Here is a 15,542-nt window from a genome sequence, read left to right as displayed (position 1 = left end):
GGCGGGACACACCCACCCCCCTCGGTGAGCCGGAGGCTCAGGAGACGCCGAGCTCCTTGGCCTTGGCCTTGAGGTCGTCCAGGCCACCGCACATGAAGAACGCCTGCTCGGGGAAGTGGTCGTAGTCCCCGTCGCAGATCGCGTTGAACGCGGCGATCGACTCGTCGAGCGGGACGTCCGAACCGTCCAGGCCGGTGAACTGCTTGGCGGCGTGGGTGTTCTGCGACAGGAAGCGCTCGACGCGACGGGCACGGTGGACAACGAGCTTGTCCTCCTCGCCCAGCTCGTCGATACCGAGGATCGCGATGATGTCCTGGAGGTCCTTGTACTTCTGCAGGATCCCCTTGACGCGGCTGGCCGCGTTGTAGTGGTCCTGGGAGATGTAGCGCGGGTCCAGGATGCGGGACGTCGAGTCCAGCGGGTCCACGGCCGGGTAGATGCCCTTCTCGGAGATCGGACGGGAGAGAACCGTCGTCGCGTCGAGGTGGGCGAACGTGGTGGCCGGGGCCGGGTCGGTCAGGTCGTCCGCGGGGACGTAGATCGCCTGCATCGAGGTGATCGAGTGACCACGCGTCGAGGTGATGCGCTCCTGGAGCACACCCATCTCGTCGGCCAGGGTCGGCTGGTAACCCACCGCGGACGGCATGCGGCCGAGCAGCGTGGAGACCTCGGAGCCGGCCTGCGTGAAGCGGAAGATGTTGTCGATGAAGAGCAGCACGTCCTGCTTCTGCACATCGCGGAAGTACTCCGCCATGGTCAGGGCGGACAGGGCCACGCGCAGACGCGTCCCCGGCGGCTCGTCCATCTGGCCGAAGACGAGCGCGGTCTTGTCCAGGACGCCCGAGTCGGTCATCTCGTCGATGAGGTCGTTGCCCTCACGGGTGCGCTCACCGACACCGGCGAACACCGACACACCGTCGTGCAGCTTCGCCACACGCATGATCATTTCCTGGATGAGGACCGTCTTGCCGACGCCCGCACCACCGAAGAGACCGATCTTTCCACCCTTGACGTACGGGGTGAGGAGGTCGACGACCTTCAGGCCGGTCTCGAACATCTCGGTCTTCGACTCGAGCTGGTCGAAGGCCGGGGCCTTGCGGTGGATCGGCCAGCGCTCGGTGATCTGCGACTCGGCCTCGGGGTCGTTCAGGATCTGACCGAGGGTGTTGAAGACCTTGCCCTTGGTCACGTCACCGACGGGGACGGTGATGCCCATGCCCGTGTCGGTCACCGGGGCCTGGCGGACCAGACCGTCGGTGGGCTGCATCGAGATCGCGCGGACCACGCCGTCGCCCAGGTGCTGGGCGACTTCCAGGGTCAGCGTCTTGCGGGCGCCGTCCTCGGCCGGGTCGGCGACCTCGACGTGGAGGGCGTTGTAGATCTCCGGCATCGCGTCGACGGGGAACTCCACGTCGACGACCGGGCCGATGACCCGGGCGACGCGGCCCGTGGCAGCGGCCGTCTCAACAGTGGTCGTCATTACTTGTCACTCCCCGCGGTCGCGTCGGCCAGAGCACTGGCACCGCCGACGATCTCGCTGATTTCCTGGGTGATTTCGGCCTGGCGGGCCGCGTTGGCAAGCCGGGACAGGCTCTTGATGAGGTCCCCGGCGTTGTCGGTGGCCGACTTCATCGCGCGGCGGCGGGCGGCGTGCTCGGAAGCGGCCGCCTGCAGCAGTGCGTTGTAGATACGGCTCTCGACGTAGCGCGGCAGAAGGGCGTCGAGGACGTCCTCGGCCGACGGCTCGAACTCGAAGAGCGGAAGGATCTCACCCTTGCGGGTGCTCTCCCCGGCCACATCGTCGAGCGAAAGCGGCAGCATCCGGGCGTCGACCGCGTTCTGCGTCATCATCGACACGAATTCCGTGAAGACGATGTGCAGCTCGTCGACGCCGCCCTCGGCCGTGTCCTTCTGGATGGCCGCGATCAACGGGGCGGCGACGCGCTTGGCATCGCTGTACGCCGGGTTGTCGGTGAAGCCGGTCCAGGAGTCCTCGACCTTGCGCTCGCGGAAGCCGTAGTACGCGACACCCTTGCGGCCGACGATGTACGTGTCGACCTCCTTGCCCTCGGAGGCAAGGCGCTCCCGCAGTCGCTCCGCGGCCTTGATGGCGTTGGAGGAGTACCCGCCGGCCAGACCGCGGTCGCTCGTGATGAGCAGGACCGCGGCCCGGGTCGGGGTCTCGACCTCGGTGGTGAGCGGGTGGTTGGCGTCGGAGCCGGTCGCCACCGCGGTCACCGCGCGGGTGAGCTCGGTCGCGTACGGCTGCGATGCCGCCACCTTGCGCTGCGCCTTGACGATGCGCGAGGCGGCGATCATCTCCATCGCCTTGGTGATCTTCTTGGTCGCGGTGACGGCTTGGATGCGGCGCTTGTAAACGCGAAGCTGAGCGCCCATCGATCAGCCCTCGCCCAGGAGCTTGCCGTCCGAGGTCTCGAACTGCTGCTTGAAGGCGGCGATCGCGTCGGCGATCGACTGCAGCGTGTCGTCGGACATCTTGCCGCCCTCGGCGATGCTGGTCAGGAGGTCCTTGCGCTCGCGGCGCAGGAACTCCAGCAGCTCGCTCTCGAAGCGGCGGATGTCCTCGACCGGGACGTCGTCCATCTTGCCCGTGGTGCCGGCCCAGACCGAGACGACCTGCTCCTCCATCGGGAACGGGGCGTACTGCGGCTGCTTCAGCAGCTCGACCATGCGCTTACCGCGCTCCAGCGAGGCCTTCGAGGCCGCGTCCAGGTCGGAACCGAAGGCGGCGAACGCCTCCAGCTCGCGGTACTGGGCGAGGTCCACGCGAAGCCGGCCGGAGACCTGCTTCATGGCCTTGTGCTGGGCGGAGCCACCGACACGGGAGACCGAGATACCGACGTTGAGCGCCGGACGCTGACCCGCGTTGAACAGGTCGGACTCCAGGAAGCACTGGCCGTCGGTGATGGAGATGACGTTGGTCGGGATGAACGCCGACACGTCGTTCGCCTTGGTCTCGACGATCGGGAGGCCCGTCATCGAACCGGCGCCCATCTCGTCGGAGAGCTTGGCGCAGCGCTCCAGCAGACGGGAGTGCAGGTAGAAGACGTCACCCGGGTAGGCCTCGCGGCCCGGCGGGCGGCGCAGCAGCAGGGACACGGCGCGGTAGGCGTCGGCCTGCTTCGAGAGGTCGTCGAAGATGATCAGGACGTGCTTGCCCTGGTACATCCAGTGCTGGCCGATGGCCGAACCGGTGTACGGCGCCAGGTACTTGAAGCCGGCCGGGTCGGACGCCGGGGCGGCGACGATGGTCGTGTACTCCAGCGCACCGGCCTCTTCGAGCGCACCACGCACGGAGGCGATGGTGGAACCCTTCTGACCGATGGCGACGTAGATGCAGCGGACCTGCTTGTTCACGTCGCCCGAGCGCCAGTTGTCGCGCTGGTTGATGATCGTGTCGACAGCCAGCGCGGTCTTACCCGTCTGACGGTCGCCGATGATCAGCTGACGCTGGCCGCGGCCGATCGGCACCATGGCGTCGACGGCCTTGTAGCCGGTCTGCATCGGCTCGTGCACCGACTTGCGGACCATGACGCCAGGGGCCTGCAGCTCGAGGGCGCGGCGGCTGTCGGTCTCGATCTCGCCGAGACCGTCGATCGGGTTGCCGAGCGGGTCGACGACGCGGCCGAGGTAGCCCTCGCCGACGCCGACGGAGAGCACCTCACCGGTGCGCTGCACCGGCTGGCCCTCCTCGATTCCGCTGAACTCGCCGAGGACGATCGCACCGATCTCGCGCTCCTCGAGGTTGAGGGCGAGACCGAGGGTGCCGTCCTCGAACTTCAGCAGCTCGTTCGCCATGGCGGAGGGCAGACCCTCCACCTTCGCGATGCCGTCGCCGGCAACGCTGACCGTACCGACCTCCTCGCGCGAGGCCGCGTCCGGCTGGTACGACTGGACAAAGTTATCCAGTGCGTCCCGGATCTCCTCCGGCCGGATCGTGAGCTCCGCCATCTGGGTTCCCTGCTCTCCTTGTTGGGCCCGAAGTTTCTTAAGGGGGTCTGGGGGCCGACCCCCAGGAATCTTCTGCAATTTCTGCACGGCCCAACCGGGCCGCTGGTCTTGCTTGTTCTTGCTCTGTCTCAGCCGGCCATGCGACGGGTCGCCTCGTCGAGGCGCTCCGCGACGGTGCCGTTGATGATCTCGTCACCGACGCGCACCGAGACCCCGCCGAGGACCGAGGGGTCCACGTCCAGGTTCAGGTGCATCTCGCGGCCGTACAGCTTCGCCAGAGCGGCGCCGAGGCGCTGCTTCTGCCGGTCGCTGAGCGGCACCGCCGAGGTGACGACGGCGACCATGCGGTTCCGGCGCTCCGCGGCGAGCTTGGACAGCGAGTCCAGCCCTGCCTCCAGGCTACGTCCACGCGGGTGGGTCACGAGGCGGACGATGATCCGCTCGGTGACCGGCTGCGCCTTGCCGCCGAGCAGGCTGCGCAGCAGCTCGCCCTTGGCCGTGGCCGTGGCCGTGCGGCTGGTCAGCGCGGAACGCAGCTCCGTGGCGGAGCCGACGATCCGGCCGAACCGGAACAGCTCGTCCTCGACGTCGTCGAGGCTGCCGCCGCGCTGGGCCGCGGTGAGGTCGGCGGTGTTCGCCAGCTCCTCGACCGAGTCCACCAGGTCACGGGAGTACGACCAGCGGGACCGGACGAGTCCGGAGACCAGGTCGACGGTCTCGCCGCCGACCTGTCCGCTGAGCAGCCGCGTGGCCAGCTCGGCCTTGCTCTCGCCGCTCTGGGCCGGGTCGGTGAGAACCCGGCGCAGGGATACTTCGCGGTCGAGCAGCGAGGTGACCGAGGCCAGCTCGCCGGCGAGCTTCGCCGCGTCGACCGACGTGTTGTCGGTCAGCGCGTCGAGACGCTCGCGTGCGGCAGCCAGTGCTTCGCGGCTCGCGCCGTTCATCGGGCCGCCTCGGCCTTCGCCTCGAGCTCGTCGAGGAACCGGTCGACGGTGCCGCTCTGCCGGGCGTGGTCCTGGAGGGACTCGCCGACGAGCTTGCCGGCCAGGTCGGTGGCGAGCTTGCCCACGTCCTGACGCAGCGCCGAGGCGGCGGCCTTGCGGTCTGCCTCGATCTGGGTGTGGCCGGCGGCGATGATCTCCTCGCGCTGGCGCTGACCCTCCGCCTTCATCTCCTGGATGATGACGGCGCCCTGCTCCTGCGCCTCCTGGCGCAGACGCGCGGCCTCGTGGCGGGCCTCGGCGAGCTGGGCCTTGTACTGCTCAAGAACGCTCTGCGCCTCGGTCTGAGCCGCTTCGGCCTTCTCGATGCCACCTTCGATCGCCTCGCGACGCTCGTCCAGGGCCTTGTTGATGGCCGGGAGGAGCTTCTTGTAGAAGACGAAGAAGACAATGCTGAAGCAGATCAGACCGATGACGATCTCGGGCCAGACCGGCAGCAGCGGTGACTGCGGCTCCTCGGCTGCCAAGTGCAACATGGTGGACCTTTCGTCGAAAACGTATCGTCAGGTCGCCAGGACTACTTCGGGTAGATGAAGGGGGCGACGAAGCCGATCAGGGCCAGGGCCTCGATGACCGCGAAGCCGAGCAGCATGTTCTGGCGGATCAGGCCGGCCGCCTCGGGCTGGCGGGCGATGGCCTGCACACCGTTACCGAAGATGATGCCGATACCGACGCCGGGGCCGATCGCCGCGAGGCCGTAACCGATGGTGCCGACGTTGCCCACAACGGCTGCGAGAGTCTCAGACATTGATCTGTGATTCCTTCTCTTGATTGGCCGGTGGAGATTGCGTCCACCGGACGTCTAGGGGGTGTCCGGGTGGTGGCCCGGGTGTCCTCAGTGCGCTTCTTCGAGCGCCTGGGACAAGTACGTGGCGGTCAGCACGGTGAACACGTAGGCCTGAAGCGCCTGGATGAACATCTCGAAGACGGTCAGGGCCAGGGTCACGGCGAACGACGCGGTGGCGTAGACGGTGCCGAGCACGGTGCCGAGCATGTACCAGGTCGCGATCGTGAAGACCAGGATCAGGATGTGGCCGGCGAACATGTTCGCGAAGAGTCGGACCGCCAGCGTGAAGGGGCGCACGAAGATGTTCGAGACGAACTCGATCGGCGTCAGGATCACGTAGATCGGCTTGGGCAGGCCGCTGGGTACGCACAGGTTGCGGATACCGCCGACGAAGCCGTTGCTCCGGAAGGTCACCGTCATGTAGACGGCCCAGACGAGCAGAGCCAGTCCGACCGGGTACGCGATGAGCGAGCTCACCGGGAACTGTGCGATCGGGATGATCGCCCAGAGGTTCAGCATCCAGACGAAGAAGAACAGGGACACCAGCAGCGGGACGAAGGGCTCGCCCTTCTTGCCGATGATCTCCTTGGCGATGCCCCGGTGCACGAAGTCGTAGAGCGTCTCGGCGATCATCTGGAGCTTGCCCGGGATGACCTTGGGCTTGGAGAAGCCGGCCCAGAACAGAGCCAGGATCGCAAAGGTCCCGATGATCGCGAGCAGCATCGGCTTGTTGAACTCGACCGGCCCGATGGCGAAGATCGGGTCGAAGATGAACGACCACGCGCTCGGGGCTGGGAATCCGCACGAGCCCTGGAACAGGTGGCAGTCAACCTCGAAGGCGAGCGTCTGGGCGTCAGCAGTCACCAGGAGCTCCTTCTGCATGGCGCATGGATACGGCTACCTCGTTGTATCGGAGCGGCTGGTAGCCGCAGGTCGGCACCGGACTGGTTCTTACGGTGAGGAGGCGGCGGCCGGGCCCGAAGCCTCGCGATGTATCAGGCGACAGCCGTGTTGTCCGCGCCCGCAGTACCGCAACCGAGACCGGACGATAGCAGCATGTCGAACAGGGCTTTATCCCGGCCCTACTGGTCATGCTTCCCCTCGGTTCCGCCCGGGGTGTTCCGGCTCTCCCCGTCGGGATCGACGTACAGGGTCTTGCTCCTGGCGTGCAGCACGGTCTGCGTGACGATCCATGTGATCACCGAGACGACGAGCGTGAGGGCGAAGACCTGGAGGTCGAAGAGGGAGGTGTTCCTGATGGCCATGATGAGGCCGAGCAGGAGCACGAGCTGGACCGAGTAGACCAGCAGTCCCATGCCCTGGAAGAGGTGCGGCATCGACTTGGCGACCCACTGCAGCGCCAGCTGTCCGAGAGCCATGAAGAGGATGACCACCACGCAGCCCACGACGGCGCCGATCGCCCCCTTGCCGCCGACGACGAGCCCGCCGACGAGCGTGGCGATGGCTCCCACCGCGGCGGTGGGGGTGGCGATGCGCAGTACTTCGCGCATGTCGGACTGCATGGCGGCAGCTCCACTGGTCTGAGAGGAGGAATGGGGCGTCGTCATGGACGAGCGTAGGCCCGGTCCGCGAGGCGGATTACCAGGCCAAGGGACCGTCTCACTAGGGTCCTTCGGCTCCGTCACCGGGTCTCGTGAACGGTATCACAAACTATTTGATGAGGTCTTTACCTGGAAAGTGTGCCAACTGTCACACATGAGAGTTAACCCGCGCGTGTGTGCACGACGAGCCGTCGCAATGTCTGCTAATGCACCGCGACTTCCGTATGCGTCAACGAGAGGAGTCGAGGGAACGGCGATCGGGGAACCGCGAACGAGCGCCGATCGCGGTAGCGCCGTTGACGCCGGCCACCCCGACCGCCACAGGGGCCCGGTCGGCGGCTTCCTCGCCCATCTGAGCGCCCCCCGCGCCCTGTTGGGCCCCGGAGGCGACGGGTGTCGGCTCCTCGCCGCAGGAGGGCGAGGAGGCGGCCTGGTCGGTGGCACCGTGGCGGTAACGCGGCGGCACGAAGCGGTTGGCCCAGTGCGGGGTACGCGGGGTGAACCGCGGCATCAGCAACAGGATCAGACCGACCGCGCTCGCCCCCACGATCACGAACACGATCCACATGGAGGCCGAGTGCACCGAGTAGCTGACCGTGCCGAAGGCGATCAGGGCGGACCAGAAGTACATGATCAGCACGGCCCTGCTGTGCGAGTGCCCGATCTCCAGCAGCCGGTGGTGGAGGTGGCCCCGGTCGGCGGCGAACGGCGACTGCCCGTTCCAGGTACGCCGGACGATGGCCAGGATCAGGTCGGCGGCCGGGATCGCGATGATCGTCAGCGGGAGGAGCAGCGGGATGAAGACCGGGAACATCGCGTGGGTGGCCCCGCGCTCACTGCCCTCGAAGAAGATCTGCATGTTGTCCGGGTCGACCTGGCCCGTGATCGAGATCGCGCCCGCCGCCAGCACCAGGCCGATCAGCATCGAGCCCGAGTCGCCCATGAAGATCCGCGCCGGATGCATGTTGTGCGGCAGGAAACCGAGGCACATGCCCATCAGGATCGCCGCGAAGAGCGTCGCGGGGGCCGCCGCCTCGATCCCGTAACCCATCCAGAGCCGGTAGGCGTACAGGAAGAACGCCGCCGAGGCGATGCACACCATGCCCGCCGCGAGCCCGTCCAGGCCGTCGACGAAGTTGACCGCGTTGATCGTGATGACGACCAGCGCCACCGTGAGCAGCGTGCCCTGCCACTGGGTGAGGGCGACCGTGCCCACGCCCGGGATCGGCAGCCACAGGATCGTGAGCCCCTGGATGACCATGACGGCGGCGGCGATCATCTGACCTCCGAGCTTGATCAGGGCGTCGATCTCGAACTTGTCGTCGAGTACGCCGATCAGCCAGATCAGGGCGGCTCCGGAGAGCAACGCCCGTGGCTCGTTGGAGAGTTCGAAGACACCCTGCAGATTGAACAGGTGGTCGGCGACGATCAGCCCCGCACACAGCCCGCCGAACATGGCGATGCCACCGAGCCGGGGTGTCGGCTCCCGGTGGACGTCGCGCGCACGGATCGCGGGCATCGCCCCGATCGCGATGGCGAACTTACGCACCGGTCCGGTCAGCAGATAGGTCACCGCTGCCGTGACACAGAGCGTCAGCAGGTAATCACGCACGGGCTGCCCCACAGGTTTCGCCGGCCATCTCAGCCCCACACCCTAGTCTCTGATACAAGGACTCAACGGTACGGGTGATGGTTCCATGCGCCTCGCCTACCCCGGGTAGGGAGGATTCCGCTCCGCCAGCGCCCGGGCCTCCGCCGCGATCGGGCTCACATCGCCCGGCTCCCGCACGGCCGCTCCGAACAGGGCCGCGATGCGGGCCATGTCCCCGTCGTCCATGCCCTGCGTGGTGACGGCGGCGGTGCCGAGCCGGATGCCCCGGGCCTCCCCGTGCGGCAGGGCGCACGTGTCGAGGACCATACCGGCCGCCGCCAGGCGCTCACGGGCGGTTCGGCCGTCGACACCGAGCGGGGCCGGGTCCGCGACGACGATGTGGGTGTCCGTGCCGCCCGTCGTCACCTCGAAGCCCTCCGCCTCCAGACCGGCGGCGAGGACCCGGGCGTGGGCGACGACCTGGTGGGCGTAGAGCGTGTACGCGGGGGTGGCCGCCTCTCCGAACGCGACCGCCTTCGCCGCCACCGTGTGCATCTGCGCCCCGCCCTGGGTGAACGGGAACACCGCCCGGTCGATCCGCTCCGCCAGCTCGGCGCCGCACAGGATCATGCCGCCGCGCGGTCCGCGCAGCACCTTGTGCGTGGTGGCGCAGACCACATCGGCGTACGGGACCGGGTTCGGCGCCGCTCCCCCGGCGATCAGCCCCATCGGGTGGGCGGCGTCCACGATCAGATACGCCCCGACCTCGTCGGCGATCTCCCGGAACAGCGCGTAGTCGGGGTGGCGGGGATAGGAGATGGAGCCGCAGACGATGGCCTTCGGGCGGCGGGCGCGGGCCAGGGCGCGGAGCCGGGTGTGGTCGATGAGCCCGGTGCCCGGGTCGACCCCGTAGCCGACGAAGTCGAACCAGCGGCCGGAGAAGTTGCCCGGCGCCCCGTGGGTGAGATGCCCCCCGGACGGGAGTCCCATCGCGAGGACCGTGTCACCGGGGCGCAGCAGCGCCGCGTAGGCGGCGAGGACGGCGGAGGAGCCGGAGTGCGGCTGGACGTTGGCGTGTTCGGCGCCGAAAAGAGCGGTGGCCCGGCGTACGGCGATGCGTTCGGCGGCGTCCGCCTGCTCGCAGCCGCCGTGGTGGCGGGCGCCCGGGTACCCCTCGGCGTACTTGTTGGCGAGCGGGGAGCCGAGGGCGGCCAGGACCGCGGGCGAGGTGAAGTTCTCGGCGGCGATCAGCTGGAGGGCGCCCGCCTGCCGGTCCCGCTCCGCGAGCAGGATCCCGGCGATCTCCGGGTCCTGGCTCAGCAGCGTGCCGAAGTCCTGGGGCAGGGCGTCGGGGCGGTGGGGCGCGGGCGGCGCGGCCGCGGGTGCGGCGGGAGAGGTGACCGGCATGGGACGGCTCCGGGCCTGGAGGTGGGTGCGCCGGCGAGGGGTGCCGGTGTCAGCTCCAACGTACGCCGGGGCGGGGCGGCGTGCCCGCTGTCGGAGGGTGCCGTACGCCGGTCGGCGCACCGGCGTACCGCACGGCGCGGGAGAGCCGGTCAGTGCGGGGCGGGTACGCCGGTGAGCGCGGTGACGACCGGGTCGAGGGCCTGGTTGATCTCGTCGCCGATGGAGCGGAAGAAGGTGATGGGCGCGCCGTAGGGGTCGTAGACCTCGTCCGCCTCGGCGGTCGGGGCCAGCAGCCAGCCGCGCAGCGCTGCGGCGGCGCGCACCAGGGCGCGGGCGCGCTCGACGACGCCCTCGTCGCGCGGGTCGGGCAGGGTGGCCGGGTCTATCGCCCGGACCAGCCGGGTGAACTCCTTGAGCGTGAAGGTGCGCAGGCCCGCGGAGTGGCCCATGGAGATGACCTGGGCGCGGTGGTCGCGGGTGGCGGTGAGGACCAGGTCGGCACGGATGACGTGCTCGTCGAGCAGTTCGCGGCCGACGAAACCGCTGGCGTCCGCGCCGAAGTCGGCGAGGACGACCTCGGCGTTGGCCTCCATGGGGGCGCCCTCATGGCCCCAGGTGCCGGCGCTCTCCACGATCAGGCCGCCGCTGAGCGGGTCGCCGAGGCGGTCCACCAGGGCATGGCGGGTCAGCCGCTCGGTGATGGGCGAGCGGCAGACGTTGCCGGTGCTGACGTGGAGGATGCGGAAGGTGTCGGTCCGCCCCGCTATGCCACGCCCCTCGGGGGCGGTCAATTGGCCACCTCAAGGTCGGGGACCACCTTGCGCAGCTCCTCCGCGGAGAGGGCGCCGGCGCGCAGCAGGACCGGGGTGGCGCCGGTGACGTCGACGATGGAGGACGGCACGATGCCGGGCGTCGGGCCGCCGTCGAGGTAGACGGAGACGGAGTCGCCGAGCATGCCCTGGGCGGCGTCGCAGTCCTCGGGCGAGGGGTGTCCGGTGAGGTTGGCGCTGGAGACCGCCATCGGGCCGACCTCGGTGAGCAGCTCGATGGCGACCGGGTGCAGCGGCATCCGGATCGCGACGGTGCCCCGGGTGTCGCCGAGGTCCCACTGGAGGGAGGGCTGGTGCCGGGCGACGAGGGTGAGGGCGCCGGGCCAGAAGGCGTCGACGAGCTCCCAGGCCTCCTCGGAGAAGTCGGTGACCAGGCCGTGCAGGGTGTTCGGGGAGCCGATGAGGACGGGGGTGGGCATGTTGCGGCCACGGCCCTTGGCGTCCAGCAGGTCCGCGACGGCCTCCGCGGTGAAGGCGTCCGCACCGATCCCGTAGACGGTGTCGGTGGGCAGCACGACCAGTTCGCCCCGGCGGACGGCCGATGCGGCCTCGCGCAGCCCGGTGGTCCGGTCGGTGGCGTCGTTGCAGTCGTATCGCCGAGCCATCAGCCGGCCTCCTCGGACAGGTGCGGGTACGGGTGGTGGTGCCGGGGGCCGGTCACGGCATGGCCTTGCGGGCGGTGGCGAACCGGGGGCGCTTGTTGAGGTCGGGGTGGTCGGCCGCGTCGGCCCAGCCCCGCTCCTCGGTGAAGATCCAGGGGACCTGGCCGCCCTGGGTGTCGGCGTGCTCGATGACGACGAGGCCGCCGGGGCGCAGCAGGCGGTGGGCGGTGCGTTCGATGCCTCGGATGGTGTCGAGGCCGTCCTCGCCGGAGAACAGGGCCATCTCCGGGTCGTGGTCGCGGGCCTCGGGGGCGACGTACTCCCATTCGGTGAGCGGGATGTACGGCGGGTTGGAGATCACCAGGTCGACCTGGCCGTCGAGCTCGGGAAGGGCGCTCAGGGCGTCTCCCTTGTGGACGGTGACCCTGGACCCCTCGGCGTTCTTCCGCGTCCACCTGAGGGCGTCCTCGGAGAGCTCCACGGCGTGGACGCGGGAGCGGGGGACCTCCTGGGCCATGGCGAGCGCGATGGCGCCCGATCCGGTGCACAGGTCGACGACGACGGGTTCGACGACGTCCATCGCGCGGACGGCGTCTATGGCCCAGCCGACGACCGACTCGGTCTCCGGGCGGGGCACGAAGACGCCGGGTCCTACCTGGAGCTCCAGGTAGCGGAAGAAGGCGCGGCCGGTGATGTGCTGGAGGGGTTCGCGGGCCTCGCGGCGGGCGATGGCCTCCCAGTAGCGGGCGTCGAAGTCGCTGTCGGGGACCGTGTGGAGCGCGCCCCGCTTCACCCCGTGGACGAAGGCCGCGAGTTCCTCGGCGTCGAAACGCGGTGAGGGGACACCGGCGTCGGCCAGCCGCTGGGTGGCCTGGGCCACCTCGGCGAGCAGCAGGTTCATCGCGGTTCTCCGTACGGGGTGTGCGGGGCGGGCGGGTCGCTTACGCGTTGGCGAGCTTGGCGGCGGAGTCGGCGTCGACGCACGCCTGGATGACCGCGTCGAGCTCGCCGTCGAGCACCTGGTCCAAGTTGTACGCCTTGAAGCCCACGCGGTGGTCCGAGATGCGGTTTTCCGGGAAGTTGTACGTCCGGATCTTCTCGGAGCGGTCGACGGTACGGACCTGGCTGCGGCGGACGTCGGAGGCTTCCTGCTCGGCGGCCTCCTGGGCTGCGGCGAGCAGCCGGGACCGCAGGATGCGCATGGCCTGCTCCTTGTTCTGGAGCTGGCTCTTCTCGTTCTGGCAGGAGGCGACGACACCGGTCGGCAGGTGCGTGATGCGGACGGCGGAGTCGGTCGTGTTGACGGACTGGCCGCCGGGGCCGGAGGAGCGGTAGACGTCGATGCGCAGGTCGTTGGCGTGGATCTCGACGTCGACCTCCTCGGCCTCGGGGGTGACGAGCACGCCCGCGGCTGAGGTGTGGATGCGGCCCTGGGACTCGGTGGAGGGCACGCGCTGCACACGGTGCACGCCGCCCTCGTACTTCATCCGGGCCCAGACGCCCTGGCCGGGCTCGGTGGCGCCGTTGCCGCCCTTGGTCTTGACCGCGACCTGGACGTCCTTGTAGCCGCCGAGTTCGGACTCGGTGGAGTCGATGATCTCGGTCTTCCAGCCGACGCGCTCGGCGTAGCGCAGGTACATGCGCAGCAGGTCGCCGGCGAACAGGGCGGACTCGTCACCGCCGGCGCCCGCCTTGATCTCCAGGAGGACGTCCTTGTCGTCGCTGGGGTCGCGCGGGACGAGGAGGAGGCGGAGCTTCTCCGTGATCTCCTCGCGCTGCTTCTCCAGCTCCTTGACCTCGGCGGCGAAGTCGGGGTCGTCCGCGGCGAACTCGCGGGCGGTCCCGATGTCGTCGCCGGTCTGCTTCCACGTCCGGTACGTGGAGACGATCGGGGTCAGCTCCGCGTAGCGCTTGTTCAGCTTGCGCGCGTTGGCCTGGTCGGTGTGGACCGACGGGTCGGCGAGCTTCTTCTCGAGATCGGCGTGTTCGCCGATCAGTTCCTCGACCGCCTCGAACATGCGGGGGCTCCTGGTGGGTCTGAAATCTGCGGGCCTGCTGGAGGGCGTGACTGCCCGGTGGGGCGTCCGGCAGGTCTCCCCCGGACACCCGACCGGAAAAAACGCCGGTTCCGACGCCCCCGGGAAGAGGGCGCCAGGAACCGGCGCAGTGGCTCGCTACTTGCTGGCGGAGCCGGCAGCCTTGCCGAAGCGGGCCTCGAAGCGGGCCACACGGCCGCCGGTGTCGAGGATCTTCTGCTTGCCCGTGTAGAACGGGTGGCACTCGGAGCAGACGTCGGCACGGATGGTGCCGTTGTCGATGGTGCTCCGGGTGGTGAACGACGCACCGCAGGTGCAGCTGACCTGCGTCTCGACGTACTCGGGGTGGATGTCGCGCTTCAAGGTGTCTCCTAGTTTCGGGAGGGCGCCGGGTCGTCCGCGCGGATTTGCGGGGCCGTGAACCGGGGCCGACGTACCAGTCTGCCAGGACCGGCCGTATCTCCCAAAACCGGGGGCGGAGCGCTGGTATTCCCGGCCCCCGGCCGGGCACCGGGGGTGACCGGTGGACTACTCGACGACCTTCGCGGCCTCGCCCTTGTCGCCGGCCGACTTCTCGGTGGCGGAGGCGGGGATCGGCCGGTCGTTCCGGAGCGCGGCCCAGACCTGCCGGCCGGCCTTCTCCTGCGGCAGGACGCGGTTCGGGTCGGCGGGGTCGTACTCCACGGGCAGGGTCACCATGTGGACGTTGTCGGCGCCGAGCCCCTTGAGGCCGCCCGCGAATCCGGTGAGCTTCTTGACGGAGCCGAGTCCGGAGTCGGTGGTGACGGCCTTGGTGGCGGCGTCCGCGAGACCGTAGAGCTTCTTGGGGCTGGAGAACACCCCGACGCTCTTCGTCTGCTCCATGAGCGCCTTGATGAACGCCTGCTGGAGCTGGATGCGTCCCAGGTCGCTGCCGTCGCCGACGCTCTTGCGGGTACGGACGAGCCCGAGGGACTCCTCGCCGTTCAGGGTGTGGGTGCCGGGCTCCAGGTCGAGGTGGCTCTTGGGGTCGTCGATCGCGGTCTTCGTGGTGATCTCGACGCCGCCGAGCTCGTCGATGAGCTTCTTGAAGCCGGTGAAGTCGACTTCCAGGTAGTGGTCCATGCGGATGCCGGACATCGACTCGACGGTCTTGACCGCGCAGGCGGGCCCGCCGACCTCGTAGGCGGTGTTGAACATCGCCCGGTGCTCGGCGGGGACCCGGTCGCCGGTGGTGTCGCTCTCGCAGGCGGGGCGCTCGATCAGGGTGTCGCGCGGTATCGAGACGACGCTCGCTGACTTGTGGCCCTTGTCGACGTGGACGACCATCGCCGTGTCCGAGCGGGCCGCGCCCTCGTCCTGGCCGTACTTGCCGTTGTCGCCGGAGCGCGAGTCGGAGCCCAGCACCAGGATGTCCTGCGAGCCGTCGTCCACGTCGTCGGGGCGGTCGGTGCCCAGCTTGGCGTCGATGTCGATGCTGGAGAGGTTGCCGTCGAGGGCCATGTACGCGTAGCCGACACCCGCCCCGCCGACGACCACGACCCCTGCCACCGTCCAGGCCGCGACGACCTTGGCACGGTGCCGGCGGCTCGGCTTCCTCCGTCGGCTGCCGGTGCCGCGTATGCGGCCCGTGCCCCTGCTCTGCTCGCTCACGCGTCTCCCTCGTCACTCCTGTTTGCCCGTCTGCCCCCTGCCGTGGTGTTCCACGCGCGGTCGGCTGTCCTTGAGGACGGCCGAAGCACCAAGAAGGGTTGCATACGTGCCCGTGGCCCCCG

At 69.3% G+C, this 15,542-nt stretch carries 16 protein-coding genes; all 16 read right to left on the bottom strand.

Going from position 1 to position 15,542, the window contains the following annotated elements; translation table 11 throughout:
• Positions 1-37: 37 nt before the first annotated feature.
• Entirely contained in the window at positions 38-1,480 is a 1,443-nt protein-coding gene (atpD, locus tag RNL97_RS23180) for a F0F1 ATP synthase subunit beta (protein ID WP_313751143.1), read from the bottom strand.
• The gene (locus tag RNL97_RS23175; RefSeq protein ID WP_030579810.1) at positions 1,480-2,397 is read right to left on the bottom strand and encodes a F0F1 ATP synthase subunit gamma; all 918 of its coding nucleotides are present in this window, start codon (positions 2,395-2,397) and stop codon (positions 1,480-1,482) included. The genes atpD and RNL97_RS23175 overlap by 1 nt, the downstream gene beginning before the upstream one ends.
• Before the next feature lie 3 nt (positions 2,398-2,400).
• Positions 2,401-3,972, bottom strand: coding sequence for a F0F1 ATP synthase subunit alpha (gene atpA, locus RNL97_RS23170; RefSeq protein ID WP_006127591.1), 1,572 nt, complete (start codon positions 3,970-3,972; stop codon positions 2,401-2,403).
• A gap of 128 nt (positions 3,973-4,100) precedes the next feature.
• The gene (locus RNL97_RS23165) at positions 4,101-4,916 is read right to left on the bottom strand and encodes a F0F1 ATP synthase subunit delta (RefSeq protein WP_313751142.1); all 816 of its coding nucleotides are present in this window, start codon (positions 4,914-4,916) and stop codon (positions 4,101-4,103) included.
• Entirely contained in the window at positions 4,913-5,449 is a 537-nt protein-coding gene (locus RNL97_RS23160; RefSeq protein ID WP_006127589.1) for a F0F1 ATP synthase subunit B, read from the bottom strand. The genes RNL97_RS23165 and RNL97_RS23160 overlap by 4 nt, the downstream gene beginning before the upstream one ends.
• Before the next feature lie 41 nt (positions 5,450-5,490).
• Positions 5,491-5,721, bottom strand: coding sequence for an ATP synthase F0 subunit C (gene atpE / locus RNL97_RS23155; protein ID WP_006127588.1), 231 nt, complete (start codon positions 5,719-5,721; stop codon positions 5,491-5,493).
• Between the two features lie 87 nt (positions 5,722-5,808).
• Positions 5,809-6,642 (bottom strand): F0F1 ATP synthase subunit A, encoded by an 834-nt coding sequence (gene atpB / locus RNL97_RS23150; protein ID WP_030579802.1) that lies wholly within the window; start codon positions 6,640-6,642, stop codon positions 5,809-5,811.
• Positions 6,643-6,842: 200 nt separating this feature from the next.
• Positions 6,843-7,283: a hypothetical protein gene (locus tag RNL97_RS23145; RefSeq protein WP_030579799.1), complete on the bottom strand. Its 441-nt coding sequence runs from the start codon at positions 7,281-7,283 to the stop codon at positions 6,843-6,845.
• Between the two features lie 268 nt (positions 7,284-7,551).
• Positions 7,552-8,946 (bottom strand): MraY family glycosyltransferase, encoded by a 1,395-nt coding sequence (locus RNL97_RS23140; protein ID WP_243315161.1) that lies wholly within the window; start codon positions 8,944-8,946, stop codon positions 7,552-7,554.
• 84 nt (positions 8,947-9,030) lie between these two features.
• Positions 9,031-10,320 carry a serine hydroxymethyltransferase gene (locus RNL97_RS23135; protein WP_030579794.1) on the bottom strand — a complete coding sequence of 430 codons (1,290 nt, stop codon included), beginning with the start codon at positions 10,318-10,320 and terminating at the stop codon, positions 9,031-9,033.
• A gap of 149 nt (positions 10,321-10,469) precedes the next feature.
• On the bottom strand, positions 10,470-11,111 hold the full coding sequence (locus RNL97_RS23130) for an arsenate reductase/protein-tyrosine-phosphatase family protein (RefSeq protein ID WP_030579791.1): 642 nt from the start codon (positions 11,109-11,111) through the stop codon (positions 10,470-10,472).
• A complete protein-coding gene (locus RNL97_RS23125) occupies positions 11,108-11,755 on the bottom strand; it encodes an L-threonylcarbamoyladenylate synthase (RefSeq protein ID WP_030579788.1) in 648 nt (215 codons plus the stop codon). Before RNL97_RS23125 ends, RNL97_RS23130 begins: the two co-directional genes overlap by 4 nt.
• A 52-nt stretch (positions 11,756-11,807) precedes the next feature.
• Positions 11,808-12,653: a peptide chain release factor N(5)-glutamine methyltransferase gene (gene prmC, locus RNL97_RS23120; RefSeq protein WP_030579786.1), complete on the bottom strand. Its 846-nt coding sequence runs from the start codon at positions 12,651-12,653 to the stop codon at positions 11,808-11,810.
• A gap of 40 nt (positions 12,654-12,693) precedes the next feature.
• Positions 12,694-13,770, bottom strand: a complete 1,077-nt coding sequence (gene prfA, locus RNL97_RS23115) for a peptide chain release factor 1 (RefSeq protein WP_030579783.1) — start codon at positions 13,768-13,770, stop codon at positions 12,694-12,696.
• Positions 13,771-13,926: 156 nt separating this feature from the next.
• Complete coding sequence (gene rpmE / locus RNL97_RS23110; RefSeq protein WP_003966263.1) at positions 13,927-14,151, bottom strand: 50S ribosomal protein L31; 225 nt, start codon at positions 14,149-14,151, stop codon at positions 13,927-13,929.
• A 165-nt stretch (positions 14,152-14,316) separates the two neighbouring features.
• Positions 14,317-15,420: an LCP family protein gene (locus tag RNL97_RS23105; RefSeq protein WP_030579780.1), complete on the bottom strand. Its 1,104-nt coding sequence runs from the start codon at positions 15,418-15,420 to the stop codon at positions 14,317-14,319.
• Positions 15,421-15,542: the final 122 nt, after the last annotated feature.

Source organism: Streptomyces parvus (genome assembly GCF_032121415.1).
GTDB classification, from domain to species: domain Bacteria; phylum Actinomycetota; class Actinomycetes; order Streptomycetales; family Streptomycetaceae; genus Streptomyces; species Streptomyces globisporus_A.
This window is presented reverse-complemented; position numbering and strand designations above follow the sequence as displayed.

Coding starts and splice junctions, on each gene's coding strand:
- RNL97_RS23160 (WP_006127589.1), bottom strand. CDS start 5,449: ATGTTGCACTTGGCAGCCGAGGAGCCGCAGTCACCGCTGCTGCCGGTC.
- RNL97_RS23175 (WP_030579810.1), bottom strand. CDS start 2,397: ATGGGCGCTCAGCTTCGCGTTTACAAGCGCCGCATCCAAGCCGTCACC.
- atpD (WP_313751143.1), bottom strand. CDS start 1,480: ATGACGACCACTGTTGAGACGGCCGCTGCCACGGGCCGCGTCGCCCGG.
- prmC (WP_030579786.1), bottom strand. CDS start 12,653: ATGAACCTGCTGCTCGCCGAGGTGGCCCAGGCCACCCAGCGGCTGGCC.
- RNL97_RS23165 (WP_313751142.1), bottom strand. CDS start 4,916: ATGAACGGCGCGAGCCGCGAAGCACTGGCTGCCGCACGCGAGCGTCTC.
- RNL97_RS23145 (WP_030579799.1), bottom strand. CDS start 7,283: ATGCAGTCCGACATGCGCGAAGTACTGCGCATCGCCACCCCCACCGCC.
- RNL97_RS23135 (WP_030579794.1), bottom strand. CDS start 10,320: ATGCCGGTCACCTCTCCCGCCGCACCCGCGGCCGCGCCGCCCGCGCCC.
- prfA (WP_030579783.1), bottom strand. CDS start 13,770: ATGTTCGAGGCGGTCGAGGAACTGATCGGCGAACACGCCGATCTCGAG.
- atpB (WP_030579802.1), bottom strand. CDS start 6,642: ATGCAGAAGGAGCTCCTGGTGACTGCTGACGCCCAGACGCTCGCCTTC.
- atpA (WP_006127591.1), bottom strand. CDS start 3,972: ATGGCGGAGCTCACGATCCGGCCGGAGGAGATCCGGGACGCACTGGAT.
- RNL97_RS23125 (WP_030579788.1), bottom strand. CDS start 11,755: ATGGCTCGGCGATACGACTGCAACGACGCCACCGACCGGACCACCGGG.
- atpE (WP_006127588.1), bottom strand. CDS start 5,721: ATGTCTGAGACTCTCGCAGCCGTTGTGGGCAACGTCGGCACCATCGGT.